At 58.2% G+C, this 25,748-nt stretch carries 15 protein-coding genes; 9 read left to right on the forward strand and 6 right to left on the reverse strand.

The window, feature by feature from the left end; translation table 11 throughout:
* The first annotated feature begins 158 nt into the window (after positions 1–158).
* Both ASU33_RS06415 and ASU33_RS06420 read left to right on the forward strand, forming a co-directional pair.
* Entirely contained in the window at positions 159–1,052 is an 894-nt protein-coding gene (locus ASU33_RS06415) for a YicC/YloC family endoribonuclease (RefSeq protein ID WP_059069411.1), read from the forward strand.
* A gap of 319 nt (positions 1,053–1,371) precedes the next feature.
* Positions 1,372–1,914, forward strand: coding sequence for a hypothetical protein (locus ASU33_RS06420; protein WP_149867078.1), 543 nt, complete (start codon positions 1,372–1,374; stop codon positions 1,912–1,914).
* Positions 1,915–2,038: 124 nt separating this feature from the next.
* Here ASU33_RS06420 and ASU33_RS06425 read toward each other — a convergent pair whose 3' ends face one another.
* The 6 genes from ASU33_RS06425 to ASU33_RS06450 all read right to left on the reverse strand — a co-directional run bounded on the left by ASU33_RS06425 (position 2,039) and on the right by ASU33_RS06450 (position 14,926).
* Positions 2,039–3,298, reverse strand: a complete 1,260-nt coding sequence (locus tag ASU33_RS06425; protein ID WP_059069413.1) for a M28 family metallopeptidase — start codon at positions 3,296–3,298, stop codon at positions 2,039–2,041.
* Positions 3,299–3,329: 31 nt separating this feature from the next.
* The gene (locus ASU33_RS06430; RefSeq protein WP_059069414.1) at positions 3,330–3,779 is read right to left on the reverse strand and encodes a VanZ family protein; all 450 of its coding nucleotides are present in this window, start codon (positions 3,777–3,779) and stop codon (positions 3,330–3,332) included.
* A 17-nt stretch (positions 3,780–3,796) separates the two neighbouring features.
* Complete coding sequence (gene gcvH, locus ASU33_RS06435; RefSeq protein WP_059069417.1) at positions 3,797–4,177, reverse strand: glycine cleavage system protein GcvH; 381 nt, start codon at positions 4,175–4,177, stop codon at positions 3,797–3,799.
* A 157-nt stretch (positions 4,178–4,334) separates the two neighbouring features.
* Positions 4,335–11,780, reverse strand: coding sequence for a T9SS outer membrane translocon Sov/SprA (gene sov, locus ASU33_RS06440; RefSeq protein ID WP_286130420.1), 7,446 nt, complete (start codon positions 11,778–11,780; stop codon positions 4,335–4,337).
* Between the two features lie 39 nt (positions 11,781–11,819).
* Complete coding sequence (gene ruvA / locus ASU33_RS06445) at positions 11,820–12,425, reverse strand: Holliday junction branch migration protein RuvA (RefSeq protein WP_059069419.1); 606 nt, start codon at positions 12,423–12,425, stop codon at positions 11,820–11,822.
* Positions 12,426–12,655: 230 nt separating this feature from the next.
* On the reverse strand, positions 12,656–14,926 hold the full coding sequence (locus tag ASU33_RS06450) for an NADP-dependent malic enzyme (protein WP_173664830.1): 2,271 nt from the start codon (positions 14,924–14,926) through the stop codon (positions 12,656–12,658).
* Positions 14,927–15,287: 361 nt separating this feature from the next.
* Between ASU33_RS06450 and fabG the strand changes: the two genes are divergently transcribed.
* The 7 genes from fabG to ASU33_RS06485 all read left to right on the forward strand — a co-directional run bounded on the left by fabG (position 15,288) and on the right by ASU33_RS06485 (position 25,691).
* On the forward strand, positions 15,288–16,031 hold the full coding sequence (gene fabG / locus ASU33_RS06455; protein ID WP_059069421.1) for a 3-oxoacyl-ACP reductase FabG: 744 nt from the start codon (positions 15,288–15,290) through the stop codon (positions 16,029–16,031).
* A 6-nt stretch (positions 16,032–16,037) separates the two neighbouring features.
* Complete coding sequence (locus tag ASU33_RS06460; RefSeq protein WP_059069423.1) at positions 16,038–17,030, forward strand: 3-oxoacyl-ACP synthase III family protein; 993 nt, start codon at positions 16,038–16,040, stop codon at positions 17,028–17,030.
* Between the two features lie 255 nt (positions 17,031–17,285).
* Positions 17,286–18,821 carry a sodium:solute symporter family transporter gene (locus ASU33_RS06465; protein WP_059069425.1) on the forward strand — a complete coding sequence of 512 codons (1,536 nt, stop codon included), beginning with the start codon at positions 17,286–17,288 and terminating at the stop codon, positions 18,819–18,821.
* Positions 18,822–18,889: 68 nt separating this feature from the next.
* The gene (locus ASU33_RS06470) at positions 18,890–20,395 is read left to right on the forward strand and encodes an acyl-CoA synthetase (protein WP_059069427.1); all 1,506 of its coding nucleotides are present in this window, start codon (positions 18,890–18,892) and stop codon (positions 20,393–20,395) included.
* Positions 20,396–20,466: 71 nt separating this feature from the next.
* Complete coding sequence (locus ASU33_RS06475; RefSeq protein WP_160328142.1) at positions 20,467–21,372, forward strand: alpha/beta fold hydrolase; 906 nt, start codon at positions 20,467–20,469, stop codon at positions 21,370–21,372.
* Positions 21,373–21,574: 202 nt separating this feature from the next.
* Positions 21,575–23,011 carry a hypothetical protein gene (locus ASU33_RS06480; RefSeq protein WP_059069431.1) on the forward strand — a complete coding sequence of 479 codons (1,437 nt, stop codon included), beginning with the start codon at positions 21,575–21,577 and terminating at the stop codon, positions 23,009–23,011.
* A 184-nt stretch (positions 23,012–23,195) separates the two neighbouring features.
* Positions 23,196–25,691 (forward strand): TonB-dependent receptor, encoded by a 2,496-nt coding sequence (locus tag ASU33_RS06485; RefSeq protein WP_286130421.1) that lies wholly within the window; start codon positions 23,196–23,198, stop codon positions 25,689–25,691.
* The last annotated feature ends 57 nt before the right edge of the window (positions 25,692–25,748 follow it).

Below are 25,748 nucleotides of genomic sequence, written 5' to 3' on the forward strand. Positions count from 1 at the left end.
TTGCGTCGCAAAGCTATTTTGATGCTGTTATGCCAATATGAAGCCGCAGTTATGCTACCATGACGCCACGATTACCCTTGCGTTACGCGCTTTGCGCAACTTGCTGAACATCTGCGAGGAGGTCTTACTTTTGCGCCTCCTTCTACTGCGCCCTACCTATGCTCCTGTCTATGACTGGCTACGGGGTTGCTCATTACGAAACTGAGCAATACACCGTCACAATCGAAATCAAGTCGCTCAACTCCAAAGGACTGGACCTTGGCTTGCGCACCCCGCGCTCCATTGCCGCCCACGAGTTAGAGCTGCGCAACCTGATCAGCCGCCAACTGGTGCGCGGCAAGGTTAACGTTAGCATCGACATTACGCGGCCGGCGGCAGCACGCTCGCGCGCCACCCTCAACCGCGAAGCTCTGCTAGCCGCTTACCAAGAGCTGCAAAGCGTAGCGCAGGAGCTAGGCGACGGCGCGAGCAATTTGCTGGAGCTGGCCTTGCGCATGCCCGGCGTGGTGCAAACGCCCGCCGAAGCAGCTGCCCCCTCCGAAGAAGAATTGGCTTTGTCGTGGGATGACCTGCAGCCGCTAGTGCAAAATGCCCTCGACCGGGTATTGGACTTCCGCCGTACCGAAGGGCAGGCCCTTACTACCGAAATCCTTAGCTACATCGACCGTATCCGCATCTTGCTCTCCGATGTGGAGCGCCACGATCCTACCCGTCTCGAGAACGTGCGTCGCCGCATGCACGATGGGCTCGGGGAGTTGTTGCAGAACGACCAGTTCAACCCAAGTCGTTTTGAGCAGGAACTCCTATACTATATAGAGAAGCTTGATATAGCAGAGGAGAAAGTGCGCCTGATCAGCCATTTGCACTACTTCACCGAAACCGTGCACCTGCCCGAGCCCAGCGGCAAAAAGCTAGTGTTCATATCGCAGGAAATCGGCCGCGAAATCAACACAATTGGTTCCAAAGCCAACGATTCTACCATCCAGCATCTAGTGGTTGGGATGAAGGAGGAGCTTGAAAAAATTAAAGAGCAACTCAATAATATTCTATAAGTGCTAACGCCCGTTAGTAACGGTCAGGGTAGCATTTTAGGATCTTTTCTATAGATTCAAACCAATGGATGTTTGGAAGCGTAAGTAGCTTAATCCAAGCTCAACAGTAAAAGGAAATTTTTGCAGAATGTGGGTTTACAGCTTTTTAAGCCCTAATTTTGCTTCGCGAACAGCACAGGAACGACTTGCACGAAATTATTTTTGTATGAAGTTCTTGCGTTGTGAGTGTTTCTTCCTAAATTGTGTTATCCAAACAGACTGCCTACGTAGTCTTCGGTAGTTTACCTAGAAAGATTTCCACTTTTTTTCGGTTTAGATGATGAAAAAAGTTCTACTCGCCCCGTTGCTCTGCCTTGCAGTGCTGCTTATGGCCGCCCGGCCCTTCGCTGAAGTGGAGCTCATCAAAAAGCGCGTTCTGAGCGAGCGTGTTGAGATTCTGATCCCGAAAGGTTTCGAGGTGATGAGCGAGCAGCAGATGGATTTTCTCTACGCCAAAGCGCAGAGCCGTCCTAGCGTCATCTACACCAACACCTCGCACGCTAGCCTGTCCTTCTCCTACACCGATAACACGGCCGACCAGGACATGGTGGACATGTATGCGGCCAACTTTATGAAGACGTACCGGAAGCAGTACTCCGATGCCACGTTCTTCGCCGACGGTGTGCGCGAAATCAACGGTCGCAAAGTTGGTTTCATCGAAATGATGAAGCCTGAGCTGGGCCACCAGGTTTACAACCTGATTTTCTTTACTGACGTGGAAGGCCGTCTGCTGATGTGCACCTTCTCTTGCCCCGACCGCCAAAAGCCGGAGTGGGAATCGGTAGCCAAGCAAGTAATGGGCTCACTGCGCAGCAATAGCTAAACAGCTTGGCTGCAAAGCCGCTGTTTTATACATCCCAGAATTGTCCGTTCCACCTCGGATGATTCTGGGATGATTGCTTTATGCCGGGTTGTAAGCAGTGTGTCGACAAGGCTCAAGGCAATTGCTAACGCTGCTCTTGCAGCTGGTTTAAGAACTCCGTCGCTAGCCTGAATATACCTTGAAAGCCTGTGAGCGGCAAGGTTGCGGCGCGGTCGTATACATCGTGGTAGTGCGTGGGCGTGCCGCGCAGGTACACAAAGAAGGAAGGAACACCGGCCTCAGAGAAGGGGTAATGATCGGAGTTGGCAGCGCGGCCCCTAGGTGCGATATCGGGCAAGTACTTGCCTTGCTGGTTAAGGCGTACTAATGATTGATATTCCGACTCGTGCAGACGCCCGTTTACCACAGTGGCACCGGCCTGGCCGGTGCCTTCCAAGTCGAAGTTCAGCAAAAACCGGATGCTGCTTAACGGCTTCAATGGCTGTTGCACAAAGTAGCGCGAACCCACTAAGCCTGCTTCTTCGGCACCAAATGCCAGAAAAGCCACCGAGTACCTAGGGCGGTGCTCGGCGTAGTAGGCGGCTAGCTCCAGGAGCATGGCTGTGCCGCTGGCATTGTCGTTGGCGCCCGGAAAATAAGCGCGCTTGCCCATGCGCCCTAGATGGTCGTAGTGCGCTGTGACAACCAGGAAGGAGTCGGGCTGCACGCTGCCCCGCACCATTGCCACCACATTCTGGGTGGTATACGATGCCTCTAATTGGGCCGCCACATCGAGCGACACCGTTGTTCTTGGCGTGATCTGCTGGGGCCAGCGGCTGGCCAATACCTGCAGACGAATCTGCGCAGCTTGTTGCCCCGTTACGGAAGCCGTAAGCTTGTCGGGCACGAGAACAATGCGGGCGGCAGCCGAGGCTAAGTGGCGCTCGAAAGCAGCGGGCAGCGTGCGTATGCGTTCGGCATCGCGCTGCCGCAGCACCAGTATGCGCCCGCGCAAAGAATCGGTCAAAAAGCGGTAACCTGCTTGCTCGTTGGTGAAGATGAGCGTATCGAGCGATACTATTGGGCCGCGCAACCTGCCCGGGCCAGAGGATGGCTCGGCAATAAAGTCCACGCCCGCGCGTAGCGGGTGCTTGCCTACCGTAAGCTGCAGCTTGCCGGGGAAGGTGTTCACCGGCAGCTGAAACGACTGAAAGTAATCGGGGGCAAGCGGCTCTAGCTTGAGGGCCTCAAAACGGCGCCTGATGTAATTGGCTGCTTTACGGTCGCCGCGCTGCACGTAGCCGCGGCCGTGGAGCTTGGGGCTGGCTAAATACGCCACCGTTTGGCGCACCCGTTGCATGTCCTGAGCGGTGGCGTTGCGGCTAGGTACAAGCCCGAGTAGCAAGGCTGCGCCTAGTGAGCAAAGGCTGCAGCACCTAGGCATGAGTGCTGGCTTTGGCGGCATGCGTGGAGGCAGGTACATCCCACCAGCGGCGAATAAGCCACATCAGCAGCAGGCCAGCCACAGCGCCTAGGCTGTCGCTGATCATATCCGTCCACTCACCTAGGCGGCCGAGGTCCATGAAGGTTTGCACCAGCTCGATGAATGCCCCAAGCAGGGTGCACACCACCAGCACCCACCAAAAAGCCCGCCGGCGCAAACTCGGGTAAAGTCGTTGCCGGCGGGCAGTAAGGATGTAGAGCACGGCCGTAACCACAAACATGCCGGCGTGGGCCGCAGTATCGAACGACAGCAGCTCCCAGTGGGGCAGCGGTGGCAGCTGATTCAGTGGGCTCAGCGTGCCCCAGAGCATAAAGGCCGTCCAGGCTACGGATAGCAGCAGCCAGACCCGGCTTCCGGGCAAAATAGTGCGCGGTTGGGTCATGGCTTCGGCAGGTGTAATTAAGCGCCTACCAGTTCACCGTACGCTTCGGCCGTCAGCAACTCGTCGATTTCAGCAGGGTTGCTGATCGAGATTTTGATCATCCAGCCGTCGCCGTAGGGGTCGGAGTTTACCGTCTCGGGAGCGTCGCCCAAGGCAGGGTTTACTTCCAACACCGTGCCCGTGAGCGGGCTGAACAGATCGGATACTGTTTTCACGGCCTCAACCGTGCCAAATACTTCGTCTTTGCTTACTTCCTTGTCAACGGTGTCGATGTCCACGTACACGATGTCACCCAGCTCTTTCTGGGCAAAATCAGTGATGCCCACGTAGGCAACATCACCTTCAACGCGGATCCACTCGTGCTCTTTGGTGTACTTCAGGGTGCTGGGCAGGTTCATGTCAGGCAAAAACGGAAATGTAGAATGGGAGTTGCGGCTTAGCCGCGGCCAAAGGTAAGCTTTAGGCGCTTTGTGCGCAGCCTAGGTGCCGCATAAAAAGCAGCGGGCCCGGCACGCACATACGGCGTACCGGGCCCGCTTGGTTGCTACTTGGCTTTTACTGCGACAAGCTGTAGCGCAACTGAATACCGCCTTCGGTGGCGGCGTTCTTGTAGGAGTTGCTCACCACTTTCGGCTGCGACACGTTGCGCGTGAAGAAGAACTGCAGGTTCAGGCGCTGGTTAACGACGTAATCGATGGTGGGGCGCAGCTGAAATTGGCGGTTGCCGTTGGTAACCTGCTGCTCGGCGCGGCCTATTGGGCCCGGGTCGCCGGTGCTGGGGTCGAGGCGCGCGATATCCACGATGCTGCGCTGGAACGTCACGTTGTCGCGGATGGAGAGGTCGAGGCGGGCGTTGAGCTCGTTGCGAAGTACGCGCTGCTCACCCCCGATGCGGAACGGAATGCGGAAGCGGTTGGTGGTGTAGCCTAGGCCAATGGTGAGGGTTTTGTTGCGTAGCTCGGTTACCTGCGCATTGGTTGTGTTCAGGAACAGGTTGCGCTCCAAACCGTAATCCACGCGGCCGTTTACTTTTTCCAGCGTCTGGAAGTTGATACCCACTAGCGGCGTCAGGCGTTCAGTAATGGTTACTTGGTTCACCACGTAGTACGGTACATACAGCTTATCCTGATTAATCTGTTCGGAGAAGCCTTGCGGCTCACGGTCGTAGAGCGTAGAGGTGGTGTAGCCCAAAACCTGGTACTCCGAGGAGTACTGGTGCGTAATCGATACCGAGCGTAGGTATTGCTGCACGAAAGGGAGGTTAGCCAAGCCGTTGTAGTCGATGCGCCAGTTGGGCAGCGGCAACTGGCCAAACGGGTTGAAACGCTTAGCCTTGTGCCCCGACGACGAGCGGCCACGATATGCATCGATGAAGGCCGGAATCAGCACTTCCTGCGAGTTGTAGCCATAGTAGCCGTTGTTGATACCAGCTTCTTGGCTTGCCTGTTGCAGGCTCTCGCGTACGGGCTGTCGGTTCGCCACAAACCGGTTAAACGACTTCGACGCATTCTGACGGTTTACGTCGCCAAACAAGGTGTTCAGGGCGAAAAACGAGGTGCTGAACGTGCCCGAACCGAGCGGCAAGCGCGGTGCCAGTGCAAACTCGCCAGTATTTGGGTCGATGAAGGGCTGCAGGTTAATGGTATCGACGGCCAAGCGGTAAAACACCTCGCGGTTGCGCACTTTCTGGCGTCGGATGTCGAGCTGAATGTTGAAGTCGCGGAAAGGTTCCAAAGCCGTGCGGGCGTTCAGGTTTTCCGTTTGCAACGAGCTCAGCGGCGTGTTCAATAGGTCGCTGCGCTGCGTGTACCAGCCGCGCGAGTTGGCCCGGTTGTACAGGTAGTCGAGGTCGTATTGCTGACCTAGGATAAACGGTATGCCTGGCGCCGAGAAGTCGGTGTTCAGGCCGAAGAAGCGGGTACCCGGCAGGTAGCCCGGCAGCAGCGTGCCCGAGGTGCGGGTGTAAGTAAAGTTCAGCGAGCGGGCCGTCATCAACGAGCGCAGCACCGCTTTCAGGGCACGCAACTCGGGACCTTTGGCCGAGTCGGCGGCCTCGGGCGTTTGGGCACCTAGGGCATCGGGCGCGTTGCCGCGGCGCAGGCGCTCAATCTCGGAGCCGGGCTGCCGGCGCTGCGCAGTTGGGGCCGGAGCGTTGTTGATGATGTTGAGGAAGCGCACCTTGTTGTACAGCTTCACCAGATCGATGCGGCCGTTGACATTAATGTCCTGGTTGTTCTGAATTGTGTTGCCGATGTTGACTCGCTGAGTAAGCGTGTCGTTCAGGCCGCCAACCGGAGCCCGCAACGCCGTGGAGGCCGCTTGCCACGAGTAGTTAGCGGCATAGCGGGTGTCGGCCGAAAGCCAATCGGTAAGCGGAAACTTATCAAGCGGCAGGCGGTAGGTAAGGGCAATGGTTTGGTTGAAGTTAGTGGTGCGGCCGCCGCGCTGAAAGTTGCGGCGCAGCAAATCCTGGTTGCGCTGGGCCTCCGGCGAATCGCCGATGGAGCGACCAATGCCTTCATCCACACTGCTGCGGTTGTTGGCGGTGTAATCCAGAATCAGACTTTTCGTGAGGTCCCACTTCAGGTCGTAAATGCGGTTGATGAAGAAGCTTTTCTGGAACACACCCGGTATACCATCGGGCGAGGGTACCTCGCCCGGTACCAGCGTGCGCTGCAAGAAACGCTCGTTGTAGCGGCGGTCTAGGTCGGCGCGGAAAGCAAAGCGTGAGGGCAGGGGCGTGAAGTTCAGTTCCTGCAAAAACTTCAGGTACGGCGAGTCGAGTGCCTTTACCGCGCTCAGCGGCGCATACGACTTGGGCGTGGGCTGGTAGGTGTAGGCCAGCGCACCGGTGTAGGTGCGGGTAAAGTCGCGGTCGGTGCGGATATCGGTGTGCAAACGCTCGGTAAGCGAGTAGCTCACGGCTAGGTTCTCCACATCGTAAGGCCGCACCTTCTTGTCGGGGTTGTTGCGTTCCTTCCGCACGTTCAGCAGGCTGATGGAGCGGCTGCGCGTTTGGTCGGTTACCTCGCGGCGGTAAGCGGCGCGGTCTTGCTCCGAGTCGAACTTCTGCAGCGACTGCTCCAGCGGCGTGTCGGGGTCGAGCGGGTCGTACTTAGGCGAGCGGCTTTCGTGGCCGGCTTGCAACAGCACCGGCACACGCAGGCCCAACTGCTCGGGCAAGAATTTATCTACCGCTACGGCGGCATTCACGTCGCCGCGGGCAATGTTGTCGAGCGAGCGTTGCGAAGGACGGTCTTGTAGCGCACCAAAGCCCACCGAGGTGTAGCTGCCGGTAGCCGTAATGTTAGCTACGTCGGCCAGGCGCGTGTTGAAGCGTGCCGTAGCGGCCCAGCCGGGGTTCTGATCGAAATTCAGCACGCGTAGCTCGTCGGCCCAGAGGCACAGCGACTGGTCGGGGCCCTGGCCGTTGTCGGAGGGATTCTGCACACCAATCATCAGGCCTTGCAAGGCGCTCAAATCGGGGTTGCCCAGCACCGTGATAACGGCTCCGTTGGCCAAAGTCTTGGAGTAGGGTACCAAGAAGCTAGCCCGCGCTTGGTTACGCTCAGCTTTTACATCGATGAAGTCCTGCAGGGCAATGTCGATGCGGTTGGCTACGGGCCAAATCTGGTCGGCGGTGGTAGCGCCGGGGCGAGTAACCTCCAGCGGCAGCGTGTACTGGTAGTAGTTCTGGGTGTAGTCGGTACCGAAGCGAACAAAGCCTTGGGTTTGGCCGTCCTGCAGGTTGCGGTTTTCGCTTTCGGCGTGCAAAAACAGCTTCAGGCGCTTGTAACGGAGCAGGTCGAGGTTCACGTTTTTGTAGGCGGCTTTGGCGTAGCCGTCCTTCAGCCCCTCCACGCACAGGCGCAACGACTGCTCGTTTTGCTGACGGTTTACGGTGCTCGAGCCGTACTCACGGTCGCGCTGAATGCCCGGCGGCGTTACGTACGGAATGGCGTCGCTCTGGCCGCTGGTAGCGCCGTTTTCCTCCACGCTCACCGTCGAAATGGCGAAGGCGTCGGCGTCGTTCGTCACGTTGATGGGCTGCCCGCTGTTGGGCTGCGCAATCACGCCTAGGTAGCGGCGCCATTGGTTGGCCACAAACTGCATCTGCACAAAGCGCAGTACCGTGGGCTGCTGCCAACCGGTGAGGTACATCCGGATAAAGCGAATCGATTTAAAGCCGAACTCGCTGTTGGCACCCTGAATGCCCGAGTACTGCCGAATCGGAATGCGGAACTGGTACCACGTTACCTGGTCGCCGTTTACAGGGCGCGTAACCTGGTCGACGATGAAGTTTTCGCCCACGCGTAACTGGTCGGGGCGCAGCGGCACGCGGTATTCGTAGTAGCGCTCCGTGTCGTTGATGACGTTGTCGCGGTTCAGGTCTTCCTTGTCGGGGTAAGCCGTGGAGCTCTGCGTGCCGTCGGCGCGCGAGTTGCCCTCCATGCCGTTGAAATCCTTGTAACGACCTAGGATTTTCACGTCGGCCTGATCGAAGGAGCCGTCGAGGTGGTGGCGGAAGTTATCGGCCGAGGGGTCGGCGAAGGAGCTGTAGCCCGGAATGCTGGCAAAGAACTGCTGCTCCTCGGTTTGCGTCAAGCCGTCGAGGCCTATATCCTGCCGCTCGCGGCCGCCGGGGGCGGTGGAGAAGGCATCGGTCAGGAATTGCAACCGCGTAGCCTGCCCCCAATCCGTGCGCTGCACGTTGGTTTGGTCGTTGGTATCGGGCAAGCCGTTCTCAAACTCGTACACACCGTCTTTCAGCAGGTCTTCGGATACCGAGCCTAGGTTAAAGTACAGCTCGCCGCCCGAGGTGTTCGGGCCGCTGGGTGTGCTGGGGTCCGAGTCGTCAACGGTATTGTAGTTCTTGCCGCTCTGGTTTTTGATGAAGGGGTCCATCAGCCAGAACTCCAAGTACTCCACATTGGCATTGTCGAAATCGGTATCGAACGTGATTTCGCGCGAAATACCACCGTAGTGCGACGCCGCTGGCGAGGTCAAAAAGCGTCCATCGCCTGAAACCCGCGGCGAGTAGTTGTACTGCCCGCGCTCGGTAGGGTAGTAGGCCAGGTCGAAGGTGTTTTCGTAGGTGTTACCTAGGGCGCCGTTGTCGCGGTTGGGGAATACCTCCGAGCGCGTTACCCCGCGGGAGTAGTGGTTTTTCAGGTCCTCCACGCCGATGTTGCCCGGCTTGGAGCGGCCGTTGGTGAAGTACGTCTGGTCGATGGTGTACCAAGCCAGCTTGGCGCGGCGGTAGCTGTATTGCAGGCCGGGCAGGTTGGCACCTAGGGGAAGCGGGGTAGTGGCCAAGCGCCAGGTGCTGGTCGAGTTCAGACCACCTAGGGTAAACGGCGTGCGGGCATTCTCGAAGTCATCGAGGTAAGAGGCGCCGTCTTCGCCGCGGCCCAGCTTCGACTGCCCCGGCACAAACTGCGCAAACTCGCCGCTGAAGGCAACCGACGAAGGCGCCTTGGTGCTCACGAACGGCAGCGCATCGAGGTACTTGGTAAGCACCCGCGATTCGCGGCGCATGTTCACGTCGAGGCCGTAAATGGTGTTGTTGCCCGGTTCTTCACCTATGTTCACGCGATTGATGCCGGGTGCCTGGTTTTCGAGCAGGTGCAGCACTGTACCCCCAAAGTTGAGGTCCTCCGACACACGGTAATCGAGGCGGGCGCCCAGCAGCTTGCGCGGCAGCACCTGCACCACGGCGTCGCGCTCAAATTGCACGCGCAGCTCGTTGGCCGAGTTCAGGTAGCTCGGGTTCAGGATTTTTACCTTGGCCTGGTCGTAGAACACCTGATAATCGGTGCCCTCCTGCAGCAGCGTCGAGCCCGAGTATACGCGCACCGAGCCTTCCGGAATCCGAATGCCGGGCAGGGTAATTTCGTCGCTCGAAGTAGCCGCGTAGCGGCCCTTCAGGAAGAACTTGTCTTTCTCTTGCCGCTGCTGCGCATCGCTTTGCACCTGCGTGTACAGCTCGGGGTACACGTAACGGCGGATGAGGGCATCCTCGCTCGGGTTGAACTGCGTTTGCAGGTAGGAGCCAAACGGCTCAATCACCGGGAAAATAACGCGGCCCTGTTCCGGGTCGATGGTTAGGCCCGGCAAGAAGTCGAAGTTGCCGTCGGAGGGTCGGTCGTTGTTGGGGTTTAAGTTGTCGAGGTTGAAAACCTGCGTCAACGGCACGTTTTGGATTCGTTCGCCCTCTTTCAACGACAATAAGTCGAGGCCGGTGATGTCGTCCTTGTAGATGATGTCGAGGCGGAACTGGTCGCGGCTGAGCTGCGAGGCGTTCAGCGCGTAGATGTTCTTCATCATCAAATCGAACACCGGCAAATTGCGCGTTTGCAGGCGGTCGTTGTTAGGGTTCTGCGCAGGGTCGGCCAGGCCAACGCCGGGGTTGGTGGCGCGCAGCAGCTTCAGGAAGATGACGCCCGTGTCGGGCACGTTGCCGTATTCGGTAACCGTTTCGCCAATCTGGTAGGTGCGCCCGTTGAACAGGTATTCGCACGAAACAGCCAGCACCTGCTCGGGCAGCAGCGGCGTGTTCAGCGAGAGGTAACCCAGCTGCGCGTTGAAGGTGTACTCGCGCGGATCGAGCTTGCGGGCCCGCACCAACTCGTAGTCAACGGTTTTGGTCAGGTTCTGGCTTTGCAGGTAGCCGTCAATCTGCTGCACGTCGCGCGGCCCGCGGCGGGCCAGCTCCAGCGTTTGGTTGACGTCGTTGCTGGCCGGGGCAAGCTCGCGGCCGGGCTTGGCTAAGTTGCTGCGGTAAAGGCGGCGCGGCTCGGCTATATCTTGCAAGGCCACCACGTTGCGCAGGGTTTCGGTGGTGCGGTTGTCGTTGGTGATGTACACCTCCAAGCGACGAATCTCGACCCCGCTTTGCACCGTGGGCAGGTTGCGCAGCACGGCATCGTACCGCTCGCGGAAGAAGTGCGATAGGAAGAAGTGCCGGTTGGCTTCGTACTGCGAGGCTTTGATTTCGAAGTTGCGGCTTTGGGCGCCGTTTTGCACCCGCACCTCGTCGGCGGTGCCGCGCAGCTGGGCAGCCACGCCCGTTACGCTCAGCTTGCCAAACTGCAGCTGCGTTTTGATGCCGAACATGTTCTGCCCGCCTTGCACCAGCGAGTTGTTCAGCGGCAACGACACGTTACCCATCTCCACTTTGCGGATGATGTCGGTATCGTAACCCGTAAAGTCGGCCTTAATCTGATTCTCGAAGTCGAAAGCCGCGCGCGTGTCGTAGTTAAACAGCAGGCGCATCTTGTCGCCAATCTGGCCCGTGAGGTTCAGATTGAAGTTTTGCTGGAAGTTGAAGTCGCCGTTGCGGCGTTGGCGCAGCGTAAGGGCCGGGTTGTCGTTGAAGTTCTGGCGCCAACCTAGGGAAATCGTAGCCGCGCCGTTGGGCCGGATGTCGATGAACTCGCCACCGAAAATGCGACCTAGGCCCGGTGCCAGCGCGATTTTCGGAATCAGGCGCTTGGCTGCGGTGGCATTGCCCGCCTCGCCGGCCACGCCGCCCTCCGATTTGGTCCGGAAGTAGTTGCGAATGGCTTGCTGCTGCTGCAGGCGCTCAAACTCGCGAAACGACAAACGGGCCGGGGCGCGGTAGTCGAGGTCGGTACCGATATTTTCCTCCACGTCCACGTAGTCGAGTGAGTCGCTCACCGTGATTTGCGGCTTCACGTTGGAGGGTAGCGGCAGCACCAAAGGCGAGCGGCGGCGCTCCGTCAGGAAGTTGCCCTGCCGGTCGCGCGGAGCCACTTTGGGGCGTCGGCTGCTGCGGTAACGCGCCGTATCGGCCGCGGGGCGCGTGGTATCGGGCAACGCGAGCAAAGGCCCATGCGGCCGCACCCGCAACCAGCTCCACAGTTGCGAAAACTCGAAAGTGCGATTCCGCGCCGGCCCGGCCTGCGACCACCAGGTCAGCAGGAAGGCTACGGCAACAGAAGAAAAAGCGGCAACGTACTTCTTAGTACCAGGTGTCAAGCAAAGGCGAAACAAAAGGGCCCGAAGGCCCAGGAAAGACTAATTCGACTTAAGAGCAAATTTAATTAAATCCTCCACGCTCAGATCGTTGCCGTGTCGCTGCTGAATTTGGTCGAGCGTTTTCTCGGCAGCGGCCCGCGCGAAGCCCAGGGTAACCAATGCGGCTAACGCTTCGGAGCGGTTGGTATTGTGCTGCTTGGCCAAAGGCACGGTTTCTACGCCCGCTTTGGCCAACAATTCATCTTTGCGGAGCCGGTCGCGCAGGTCGAGCACGATGCGCTGCGCCGTTTTGGGCCCTACACCTTTGATGGCCTGAATAGAGCGTACGTCTTCCTGAATGATGGCTTGGCGAATCTCGCTCACCGACATCGACGACACAATCACGATGCCCGTGCCCGGTCCAATACCCGACACCGAAATCAGGTGCATAAACAGGGCCTTCTCGTTGGGGTCGAGAAACCCGTAGAGTGCCTGTGCGTCTTCCTTGATGTGGTGGTAGGTGAAGAGGTTGATTTTGTCGCCCTCGGCCGGGAGCTTGGAATAGGTGGCCAGCGAAATCTTTACTTCGTACCCGACGCCTTGCACGTCGATGATTACTTGCGTTGGGTCTTTGTAGACAATCTTACCGTCGAGGTAGGCTATCATAGAGCGGTAGCAGCAGGGGTTAAGCCCGCGTGTCGTGGGTTAGTATGCGTGTGAAGCTAAGAAACACGAGGTGCTTGGTTTTTATCCCAACGTCGGTAGCTTCTGGCTAATTTATTTAGGCGAAAAAAGCGCAAACGCAAAGCACCCGCTCCGCGCCGGCACGCTGGCCCTAGGTGTAGCAAGCTCAACCATTGGGCTAGGTGCTCCTGACGAGAAGCGGGTGCTTTAAGTTACAGCGGATGGTTATAAGTCTGCGCGTCGACTACGGCAATGGCGGTCATATTCACGATGTCACGCACCGAGGCGCCCAGCTGCAGAATGTGGACCGGCTTGCGCATACCCATCAAAACAGGCCCAATTACCTCGGCACCGCCAATTTCCTGCAGCACCTTGTAGGCGATGTTGCCCGAGGTAAGGCCCGGAAAAATAAGTGTGTTGGCGCCTTTTTCGGCCAGCTCCGAGAAGGGATAATGCTCGCGCAACAGGTGCGGGTTCAGCGCGGTGTTGGCTTGCATCTCGCCGTCCAGAATCAAGTCGGGGAAGCGGCGCTTCGCCATTTCGGTGGCGCGGCGCATTTTATCGGGCAGCGGGCCAGTGTTCGAGCCAAAGTTGGAGTAGCTCAGCACGGCAATGCGCGGCTCCGTATCGAAAAAGCGCACGGCCCGGGCGGTAAGGCCAATGATGTCAACCAGCTCCTCGGCCGTTGGGTCGATGTTGACGGTGGTATCGGAAAAGAAGAAAGGACCCTTTTTGTGCAGGATGATGTACATGCCCGCGGCGCGCTGCACGCCATCTTCTACGCCAATGATCTGCAGCGCCGGCAAAATGCTCTTGCCGTAGTCCTTGGTAAGGCCGGTGATGTAGGCATCGGCTTCGCCTAGGTCGAGCATCATGGCCCCAAAGTAGTTACGCTCGCGCATCAGGCGCTTGCCCTCGTAGAGCGTAATGCCTTTGCGCTGCCGCTTGCGGAACAGCATTTCGGCGTACTCGTGGCGCTTGGCCTCGTCCTCCAAAATGTCAATGATTTCGCAGCCTTCAAGGTCTAGCGAGTTTTGGCGGGCAATCTGCTCGATTTTGGCGCGGTTGCCGAGCAAAATCGGTGTGGCAATACCCTCGTCGTGCACGATTTGGGCCGCCTTAAGGATTTTGTAGTTGTCGGCCTCGGGGTACACCACGCGCTTAGGCGTGGCGCGGGCCCGCGAGGTAATGCGGTTCATCAGCTTCTGGTTGACACCCAAGCGCGAGCGAAGCTCATCTTCGTAGGCGTGCCAGTCACTGATTTCGCGCCGAGCTACGCCGCTTTCCATAGCGGCTTTGGCCACGGCCGGCGAAATGGTAGTGATGAGGCGCGGATCGAGCGGCTTCGGAATTAGGTAGGTGCGGCCGAAGCTCAGCGTGTTGTCGCCGTAGGCCTTGTTCACCATCTCCGGTACCGGCTCCTTGGCCAACTCCGTGAGGGCGCGCACGGCGGCCAGCTTCATGGCCTCGTTGATTTCGGTGGCGCGTACGTCGAGGGCTCCGCGGAAAATATAGGGAAAGCCGAGTACGTTGTTTACCTGGTTGGGGTGGTCGGAGCGGCCCGTCGCCATAATAATGTCCTCGCGCGTGGCCATGGCCACTTCGTAGGCAATTTCCGGGTCGGGGTTGGCCAGCGCGAACACAATTGGATCTTTGGCCATCTTCAGCAGCAGCTCCGGCGCCAGCACATTGGCCGCCGACAGACCTAGGAAGAAGTCGGCGCCCTCCATGGCCTCGGCCAGGGTGCTGATGGGGCGCTCGGTGGCAAACTGCATTTGCAGCTCGGCGAGGTTGGTGCGCTGCGGATTGATGATGCCGTCTTTGTCGAACACCACTACATTTTCGCGCTTCAGGCCCAGCTCTAGGTACAGGCGCAGGCAGCTGATGGCCGCTGCACCGGCGCCGCTTACCACTACTTTAATCTCGTCGATCTTTTTGCCCACCAGCTCCAAGCCACTCAGCAGCGCCGCTGCCGAGATAATGGCCGTGCCGTGCTGGTCATCGTGCATCAGCGGAATGTTCATCTTCTCCCGCAGCTCCGTTTCGATGCGGAAGCACTCCGGTGCTTTGATATCCTCGAGGTTGATGCCGCCAAACGTGGGCTCTAAGGCCTTTACGATGCGGATAAACTCGTCGGGGTCGGTGGCATCAATCTCGATATCGAAGCAATCGATGCCCGCAAATTTCTTGAACAGTACGCCTTTGCCCTCCATAACGGGTTTGGAGGCTGCAGCGCCAATGTTGCCCAAGCCCAACACCGCCGTGCCGTTGCTGATAACGGCTACGAGGTTGCCTTTGGCAGTGTATTTATATACGTCGTCGGGGTTGGCGGCAATTTCTTTGCAGGGCTCGGCTACGCCCGGGGAGTAGGCCAGGGCAAGATCAAGCTGCGTGCTGACGGGCTTGGTGGGGACTACCTCAATCTTCCCGGAGGGATTCTGTTCGTGGTAGTTAAGCGCGTCTTCCTTATTTATCTTCAGCATAGGTGAATGTGTGCGGAAACGAAAAGGCGCCGCCTGCTGAAGGCAGCGCCGTCAAGCAATTTGGCGCGAAATTAAGCGGAATCAAAACCAGGGCTGCATGAGGTAAGCCGTTAAATGGTTTGCCGAAGCAGCTTAGGCATTATTAAAAAAAGTACGCAACCTAGGGCTAGCTGCGATTCTTTACTAGGCGGCAATAGAAGTATAGTCGCAGCTGTTGCAAATGAGATTATAGTGTTGATCTACTGTGTAATACATTTGGCTTAATGGCTGATATTGGCCTTAAGTCCACCCTTGTTTTCTTTCGGCTTTGCGGCACCTAGCTTACCTACCCGGCTACTTTCAGCCAGAGTAAGTAAGCACCATGAAAAGAGCACAGGATAAAGTTGTCGTGATTACAGGCGGCGCCAACGGTATCGGTCGGGTGGCCAGCCTGAAGTTTGCCGCCGAGGGCGCTACCGTTGTCATTTGGGACATCAACGGCGACAAGGCCGAGGCTACCCGCACCGAGATAGAAGCCCTAGGTGGCAAAGCCGAAGCACAGGCAGTGGATACCACCCAACCCGAGCAGGTAGAAGCCGCCGCCGAAGCCGTGCGCCAGAAGTACGGTCGTATTGATGTGCTCATCAACAATGCCGGCATCACCCGCGACGCGACGCTGAAGAAGATGACGCTGCAAAGCTGGCAACAGGTACTCGACGTGAACTTGACGGGCGTGTTCAACTGCACCAAAGCCGTAACGCCGCACATGGAGGCGCAGCAGGCCGGTCGCATCATCAATACCGCCTCGGTGGTGGGGCTGTACGGCAACTTTGGCCAGGCCAACTACGCAGCCACCAAAGCCGGCCTCATTGGCCTCACGAAAACCCTAGCCAAAGAACTGGGCAAGCACAACATTACGGTGAATGCCGTGGCGCCGGGTTTTATTGCTACCGACATGATCGGGACCATCCCCGAGAAGGTTATCGACATGATGAAGGAGCGTACGCCGCTGCGGCGCCTAGGTACCCCCGAGGACATAGCCAGCGCCTACCTCTTCCTAGCCTCAGATGAAGCCAGCTTTGTGAGCGGCACGGTGCTAAGCGTGGACGGAGCTGTAACTATCTAGCAGGCCATGAACCGTCGCGTAATTATTGCCTCCACGGGTTCCTACGCTCCGGCGCAGGAAGTGCCGAACACGTATTTCAACGACCTCTTGGGCGAGGACGTGGACACCTGGCTGCAAACCAACCTGAACATTAAGAACCGACGCTGGTGCTCGGCCGAAGAATCGGTAGCCGACCTGTGCGAGCGGGCCGCCCTTACGGCGCTCGAAAGGGCAGGCGTGAAGCCCGAGGCGCTGGACCTCATCATCGTGGCCACTGATACACCGGAATATGTGTCGCCCTCCACGTCCTCCATTCTGCAGCACCGCCTGGGGGCCACGGGCGCCGGCACGTTCGATCTAAACTCGGCTTGTGCGGGCTTTGTAACGGCGCTGGACGTAGCGGCCAAGTACATTGTGGCCGATGCGCGCTACAATCACGTGTTGGTAATTGGCGGCTACGCCATGAGCAAGTACCTCGACGTGCACGATAAGAAAACCGCCACGCTCTTTGCCGACGGCGCCGGCGCCGTGCTGCTCACCGCCACCGAAAACACCGATCGTGGTTTCCTGACCAGCTCCTTGCATACCGAAGGGCAATACCACTCCTGGATGGGCATTTACGCCGGCGCCACGGCGCAGCCGCTCTCCGCCGAGGTGCTAGCCGCCAACGGCCACAAGCTCAAGTTTTTGCACAAGTTTCCGAAAGAGTTGAACCCAGAGATATGGACGCAAATGGCCGAGGAAATGGCTGCCACCATCGGCGTAGCGCCCACCGATGTGGACCACTATGTACTGACGCAGCTCAACATTAATGGCATCTACGAAACGCTCGGCCGCCTCGGAGTGCCGCACGATCGTGCACCCATCATCATGCAGGAGTACGGCTACACCGGCTCGGCCTGCATCCCGATGGCGCTGGACGACGCTGTAACAAAAGGGCAGATCAAAGAAAACGACCTGGTATTCCTCATCGGCTCGGGCGGTGGGCTGGCTTTTGCCGGGGCGGCTTTCCGGATGTAAAAATCATTTGAACGTCATGCTGAGTCCTATTGAAGCACCTCTCCCGCTTCGAGGCATTCACAACAGCACGTCATGTCGAGCCTGAGCGAGACATCTCGCGTGCTGACGCTGGCTAGTAGAATGCTACCTGGCGAGATGCTTAGCTACGCTGACCTTTGGTTCGGCTGCCGCCCCTGCATGACGACCTAGGAAAGACAAGCTCAGCATGACGAACAGGGTAGCTTAACGCCCCAGAAACACGACCACCAAAGCATTATGGAGCAGCCTTCTACCCAAACCGTCGTTGCCACGGCCATACTGCTAGCCGTTTACGCGGCGGCTACGCTCTACTTCGTGGTGCGCGGTGCGCGGCGCACGGGCAGCATGGCCGATTACGCCGTGGGCTCAGTGAACTTCTCACCGGTAGCCGTGGGCCTTTCCCTGGCCGCATCCATGACCAGTGCCGCTACCTTCATCATCAACCCGGGCTTTGTGGCCTTGTATGGCCTGAGCGGGGTGTTGTCGTTTGGCATTGTGCTGCCGCTGGCGGCATTTGTGTCGCTGGTGTTTTTCACCAAAGGCTTCCGCAAGCACGGCCAGACGGTGAAGGCCCTAACGATGGCACAGTGGATGGGTTCGCGCTACCAAAGCCAGGGGCTCACGCGCTACTTCGCGGTGCTCTCGCTGCTGCTCATCACCTTCATCGTGCTCATCTGCGTGGGTATTACGCGGGTGCTCAGCCAGGCCTTGGATGTGCAGCCGCTGTACGTGCTCATCGGGCTGGTGGTGTTCGTGTTCGGCTACATGATGTTCGGCGGCGCCAACTCCATGGTGTACACCAACACCATTCAGGTAGGACTGAAGCTGCTGGTGGCGGTGGTGCTGCTGGCTTCGGGCTACCGACATTTCAGCGAAGGCGTGCACGGCTTCCTGGATAAGCTTGCTGCTATCGACCCGGCGCTGATCAGCTTCGTGAACCCAAAGAGCTATTTCTTCCGCGACTATTTCGAAATCATCTTCTGCCAGGTGGTGGTGGGTGTGGCCATTGTGTGCCAGCCGCACACCATCACCAAGGCCCTGCTGCTCAAAAACGACCGCGACGTAAACCGCTACTTGCTCACGAGCGTGGTGGTGCTCACGCTGTTCTTTTTGGTGGTGTTTACCGGGCTGTATGCGCGCCTGGCTTTTCCTACCCTCACGCTCAACGGCGAGCCGCTGAAGATGGACGCCATCATCCCGGCCTATGTGCTGCACGAGTTTCCGGTATACCTCACCTTGCTGGTGGTCCTAGGTCTGGCGGCTTCGGGCATCTCTACCTTGGAGGGTCTGATCCAGTCCATGTCAACCACCATTACGGCCGACATCATCAAGCCGCTCCTAGGTGCGGAGTACTTCGGCGGCGAGCAGGGGCACACGCGCGAAATCATCATCAACCGCAGCGTTATTACCGCCCTAGGTGTGGTAGCCATTGCGCTGTCGTACTATCAGATAGAGCACCCTAACCTGAGCGTGGCGGTGTTCGCGCAGAACGGCGTGTACGCCTACTTCGCTGCCGCTTTTATCCCGATTCTATTCGGGTTGTTCTTCCGTCACACGCCGCTGGTTGCCGTAGCGGCCGCTTCCGTCACGGCTATTGTGGTTCACTTCACGGGGTACTACGCCGAACTGACGCCTTACATGCACGCGCCGGTGAAGAACCCTGGAGTGCCGGCCGCGCTGGCTATTGTGGCCTCGGTGGCAGTGGGCACCACATTGCGCGCCTTGCTGCGGCGCCGTGCGCGCCAGCTCGAACAAGTGGCAGTGGCGGGCTAAGCCGCATTTGCCTAATATTCCTTTCTGCGCTTCCGAACTCCTCACCCGACCCTGCATTCCCTCCGCGCATGTACACCAAAGACTGGATCAGCAAATGGGCCCTGTACTCGCCCGATAAGGTAGCCCTGAAGGAGCTGGATACCGGCCGTACCTACACTTACGCCCAGCTAAACCAAGCCGCCTGCCACCTGGCCATGGCGCTTACCCACCGCCACGGCCTGAGCAAGGGCGAGCGGGTGATGGTAATGGCCGAATACAGCCTGGAGTACGTGGCTCTGTTTGTGGCCGCGCAGAAAACCGGCCTCATCCTGGTGCCGGTAAACTACCGCTTGGCGCCGGCCGAAATCGACTACCTCATCGGCAACTGCCGGCCTAGGTTGCTGATCGTGGAAGGGCAGTTTGAGGCCAAGGCGCAGCAGCTCGCGCAAACCACCGACATCGAGCAGGTGTGGCCGCTGCAAATGCTGGAGTCGTTGTGCCAGCAGGCGTTGGCGCAACCTAGGGCCTGCTCGTTCGAGGCGCTGCCGCTCGACGAGGATGACCCTATTTTTATCCTCTACACCTCCGGTACCACGGGCTTTCCGAAGGGCGCACTCTACACGCACAAAATGCTGCTCTGGAACAGCATCAACACCAGCCAGAGCCTAAATCTGACCTCGGAAGACAGCACCATCGTGTGCACGCCGCCCTTTCACACCGGCGGCTGGAACGTGCTGCTCACGCCCTTGCTGCACCGCGGCGGCCGCGTAGGACTGATGAAGAAATTCCAAGCCGACCGCGTGCTGCAACTGCTGCAGAGCGAGCGGGCCGACGTGTTCATGGGTGTGCCCACCATGCTCAAGATGATGGTGGACAGCCCCGCCTTCGCGCAGGCCGACCTAAGCGCCACGCGCTATTTCATCGTGGGCGGCGAGGCGCTGCCGCTGGAGGTTATCCGCACCTGGGACCGTAAAGGGGTTAAAATCCGTCAAGGTTTCGGCCTGACAGAAGTTGGCCCGAACCTGTTTTCGCTGCACCAAGACGACGCCACCCGCAAAATCGGCTCCATTGGCCGGCCCAATTTCTACGTCGACATCAAGCTCGTCGACGAAACGGGCCGCGAGGTAGCTACCAACGAGGTAGGCGAGCTGTGCCTGAGCGGGCCCTGCGTAACGCCCGGCTACTGGCGTGATGCCGAAGCCACCGCCACGGCCATCGAAGACGGCTGGTTCCATACCGGCGACCTGCTGCGACAAGACGAGGAAGGCTACCTCTACGTGATGGACCGCATCAAGAATATGTACATCTCGGGCGGCGAAAACGTGTACCCGGCCGAGATAGAGCGGTTTCTGCTCACCTTTCCCGGCGTATCGGAGGTAGCGGTGGTAGGCGTGCCCGATGCCCGTTGGGGCGAGGTCGGCAAGGCCTTCATCGTGGCGCGCGACATCGAGATGAGCACCGGGGCGCTGCTGAGCTACTGCTGCGCCAACCTAGCCCGCTACAAGGTGCCCAAGTACGTGGAGCTGGTAGCCGAACTACCCAAGAGCGACACCGGCAAAATCAACAAAAAAGCCCTGCGGGCCAGCAGTGTATGAAACGTGCTGCCTCTATTCTAGGCCGATGCGCATTGGTGTTGGCGGCCATCGTGTTAGCAAGCTTTAAGCCCATGCGTCTGCAAACCGAACAAGTACCCCGCATGCGCGCCGTTATTGGCCCGTACAGCTGGCCCGAGCGCACCGTGAAGCTCGCCGACTCGCTGGAAGTCGCCTACGTGGATGCGGGCAAAGGGCCGACCACGCTGCTCTTCATCCATGGCCTGTCGAGCTACGTGCGGGCCTGGGAGCGGAGCATTCCGGAGCTAAGCCAATCGGCGCGGTGTATTGCTGTCGATCTGCCGGGCTACGGCAAGTCGAGCAAGGGCGCGTACCCAGCCACCATGGCTTTCTATGCCGATGTGGTGCACCAGTTTATTCAGAAGCTAAAGCTGAAAAACGTGGTGCTGGTGGGCCACTCCATGGGCGGTCAAATCGGCGTTACCGCAGCTCTGCAGTACCCGCGCGACATCCAGAAATTGGTGCTTACCTCGCCAGCCGGCTTCGAGACTTTTACCGACGCCGAAAAGCAGACGCTACGCAATTTCTACACGGTGCAATCCATCGTGAGCACGCCCGAGGCGCAGGTGCGGCAAAACCACAAATACAACTTCTACCAAATGCCCGCCGAGGTGGAGCTCTGGATACAGGAGCGCCTGGCTATGATGCAGTGCGAAGACTTTCCGCGCTACGCCCAAACGGTGGTCAACAGCATGTCGGGCATGCTCGATGGGCCGGTGTTCGAGCGCCTAGGTCAGGTGCAGCAGCCTACGCTGGTGGTGTTCGGCGCCGATGACTTTCTGATTCCGAACCGAGCTTTGCACCCTACACTTAATACGGCCTTGGTAGCCGAAGCCGGCGCCAAGCAGCTGCCGCACGCCACGCTAACGATGCTACCACAAGCGGGTCACTTTGCCCATTTCGAGAAGGCTGCCGAGTTCAATAAGCTGGTGCAGGAGTTTGTGAAGAAGCCCCGCTAAGACCACACCTGAAGCAAGGACTAGCTAAATGCGCTCCTGCGAATAGGAAAAATACAGGTTCATAAAAGGTGCACAGCCGGACTCGGTTGTGCACCTTTTTCTTGCTGCCAATAACATAAATGCTTTGGCGTCAATCCCGCATTTCCTGTACCAAAAGCCTATCTTGAAAAGCACTATAACTACCTATTTGCCACACCAAATTATGAAGCGCAAGCTAGCCAAGTTCGAGGATTTCGCCGCGGATGTTCTGCCCCACGAAATTGCCTATCTCATGCAGGTGCAGCAGTTTCAGGATGCCGACAATCTGGAAATTCTTAAAACCCTGGAATACAACTGCGTGCATACCCGCACACCCGTGGCCTTTCGGGCCAGCATCGATAAGCGGAAGTACTCGAATGTAAAACAGTGGATTCAGCAGCGGCTGGATGCCATTGACGTGGATAAACATCTGGTTTACATCAATGAGATGAACCAGAAGATCATGACCGACGCGATTACGCCGGCCGAGGAGAAAACGTTATTACAAGCTATAGCGCGCTACCAGCAACCGTATTTCTACTTCCTTAAGTTTTACGAACTGACGCTGAGCTACCGGCATTTTCTGCTCATCCGAATGCGCTACAAGGACCACCAAACGGTATCTAACTTCATCGAGCAGCAGCGCACCAATTATGCGAAGAGCAAGCAAGGCGACGAGCTGCTACACGCCGCTACGCTCGATATCATCAGCCAATACAGCACCAACGCCACCGAAAGCCGCCAGTGGGAGCAACGCCTGCTCGATACCTTTTACGACGAATCGCTTGATGGCCTGAACCGCTATTTCGCGGTGGTACGCCTCACGTTTTTGTATTTCAACTACCGCGAGTTCGATAAGCTGAAAACCGTGTACGACGCCCTCGATGGGTTGCTGCGGCAAGGTGTTTTTTACTCTCGAAGAATACTATTTAACTATTACGCCAATTGCGTATTGCTGCATTCCAAGCTCGACGTATTGCAGCAAGCCGAAGAATACGGGCACTTATCGATAAAACAGAAAAATACTGACCACCTGCATTACCTCAACAACTACAGCGCTATTCTGCTGCGGCAGGGCAAAATACACGAGGCATTGGCGCTGATGAAGCAGTCGTTTTCGTCGCTGCGCCACAGCAACAATTTCCAGAACAAGGTGGGGTTTGTGGCCTTCTACATCAAGTGCCTAAACCTAAACGGCCAGCCTGCCGACGGCGAGAAAATGGCTGATAGCTTTTTGCGCGACAACGCCGATGAGCTGTTGCGCCACCGCTGGCACATTTTCTTTGGCGCGTACTTCCAGTCGCTCGTGATGCAGGAGAAGTATGACAAGCTGCTGAAGGCTTGCCGCAAATACCACTTGGTGCCTAAAGAAAACGAGTACCGCACGCGGCCTGCTTACCTGCCCATCATGCAATGGTACTACCTCATCAGCCAGTACGTGGAGAACCTGATTGACGATGAACGACTGGTGATGCAAATGGTTGAAGCGGGACGCACATCGTTTGCTAACCCGCACAAAGCCAAGCTGCTAACGGATCTATTGTGCGAGCTGAAGCCGCACATCCCGCACCTGAGCAACCGCATAAAGTCCATGCTGTCGGAGGTTATAGTAACTGCCTGATCAGTAATTATATACTTGGTTTTCAAGCCGGCGTGCTCGGTTAAGTCCACCTTGGTTTTTTGGTGGGTGAAAAGTTGACGGGGTAGGGGTGCATGTAGATTTAATCCAACACTCCTCCACAGCCAAACCCACTCAAAAGCCGATGCATATGGCCCCACGACATTTACTCCTACTCCTGCTGCTAATGCAATCCGTGTGGGCCTGGGCTCAAGGCGGGAGCGTGCGCGGCCGCGTACTCGATGCCGGCTCCGGCGACGCTCTGGTGGGCGTGAACGTAGTAGTGCCCGGCACCAACCAGGGCGTAGCTACCGGCCCCGCCGGCGACTTCGAGCTGAAAGGCCTGGCCGCTGGCACACACACCGTGCGCGTGTCGTTTATCGGCTACCAAGCCCTCGACCGCAGTGTTACCATCAGCGGCGAAGAGGTGGTCGACCTAGGAAGCCTGTCGCTGCAGCCTGCCGCCATCGGCATGCAAGAGGTGGTGGTATCGGCCTCGCGCCGGCCCGAAAAGCTAACCGAAGCTCCGGCTACCATCAGCGTTATCAGCTCGCGGCAAATCAACGAGTTGCCTTCGTTTAACGTGGGCGAGCTGATTGCCCGCCAAAAAGGCGTCGACTACATCCGCACGGGCGTGCTGGGTACGGGCCTGAACGTGCGCGGCTTCAACAGCGCTTTCAACCCCAAAAACCTGCAGATGAACGATGCGCGCCTCTCCACGCTCATCGCCACGGGCTTGCCCCTAGGTCCACTGTCGAGCGTAGTGAAGGAGGACATTGAGCGGGTAGAGGTAGTGCTTGGCCCGGCCGCCGCCCTGTACGGCCCCAATGCCCACAACGGCTTGGTAAATACACTCAGCAAGGACCCACGCACCTCGGCCGGCACCACCGTGGCCCTAAACCTAGGCAACCAAAACGTGTTTTCGGCCCGCTTGCGCCACGCCCAGGTAATCAATCCCAAACTGGCTTTTAAGGTAACCGGCGAGTACACCCGCGGCACCGATTTCAAGTACGTTGACACGGTGTACTATACCAACACGGCGTTTGCACGGCCCGCTACGCCCACCACACCCGCTCGGCCGGCCATCTTCCATGCCGCGCCAGAACTCGACCTAGACCGCGACTTTAACACGGTGCGTGGCGAGGCAGCGGTGTACTACAACCTGAAAGAGAAGTCGGACCTGATTCTCTCGTACGGCGGCAACAACTCCAGCTACGTGGCGCAAACCAACGCCGGCCGCAACCAGATTAAAGACTGGCAAGTGCATTACCTGCACCTGCGCTACGTGTCGCCGCGCCTGTTTGCGCAGGCCTACCATACCTGGAGCATCACCGACGAAACGTACGCCATTAACCAGCGCACCCAAAACTACCTCAGCTTTGTTGATGCCGGCTTCAGCGACGCCGAGGCTCGCCGTCGCTCCTACGAGGAGCAATGGTTTGGTACCTCAACTACGGCCGGTGTAGCCCTGAAGCGCGGGGCTTTGTTCCGCGACAACTCGCGCCGCATCAACGGCGAAGTGCAGTACAACAACTCTTGGAAGGGTTTCGATGTGGTGATTGGCTCGCTGTACCAGCGCGACATGGCCAACAGCCGCAACACCTACCTGTTCGACCGCGACGGCGACATCATCATCAACCAAGTGGGCGTGTACACGCAGGTAGAAAAACCCCTGCCCGGCAACCTGAAGGCCATTGTAGCCGCCCGCGCCGACCAGCACGACCGTTACGGCTTCAACTTTATTCCGAAGGCGGGCCTGGTATGGTCGCGCAACGACCAAGCCGTGCGCCTGACTTACGGCCGGGGTATTGCGGCGCCCACCATCCTCAACCTCGATGGCTACTTGTTCGGCGGCTTGCTCATCGGCAATGGCGAAGGCTACACCCTCAGCGACGGTACCCAGATCGATAAGCTGCGCGTCGAAACCATCAACACCGCAGAGGTCGGCTACAAAGGCAAAATCACCGAGAAGCTGTACTTCGATGGCAATGCGTACTACAACGTGTCGGAGAACTTCCTGAGCCCGGCCATCAACATTGCTACGCAGGGCCGCCGGGTTACGCGGCGCGGCAGCACGCCCATGTCGGAGGTGGTGCCGGGCACGCCGGAAGCCGGCGCTACTACGTTGCTGACCTATGTCAACTTCGGTAAGGTTGATACTTACGGCGCTGATTTCGGCATCAACTACACCTTCACCAATGCCCTAAGCCTGGCGGCCAACTACTCGTGGTTTGGCTACGACCTGGACAAAGGCGACCTGAAAAACGACGGTAATAAGGATGGCAAGGTGCAAACCGAAATCGACCTACCGATCAACACGCCCGCGCACAAAGCCAGCCTAGGGCTGAACTACAGCGGCAAAAAGCTGTTCGGCTCGGTGTTCGGCCGGTGGGTGCAAGCCTACGATTTCTTCTCCGGCATCAACGTAGCGGCCAAAGCAAACCCTACGTTGGGCATTCGCGAAAACGCCCGCTACGGTCGCACCTGGAACTACGGCCCATTAGGTGGTTTCGTGAACGTGGACCTAGGCGCCGGCTACCGCTTCAACGACTACTTCAGTTTTGGGGCGCAAGTAACTAACCTGTTCGATACCGAGGTGCGCGAGTTCGTCGCCTCGCCCTTTATCGGCCGTCTGTACTCGGTTGAGGCTAAAGTCAACATCCCGGCCCTCAAGAGCCGCTGATCTTCAGATTTTCGTAAGTGAGTAATGCAAAAAAGCCCGCCTAGGTTAGGCGGGCTT

This window comes from Solirubrum puertoriconensis (assembly GCF_001483135.1).
Lineage (GTDB): Bacteria > Bacteroidota > Bacteroidia > Cytophagales > Hymenobacteraceae > Solirubrum > Solirubrum puertoriconensis.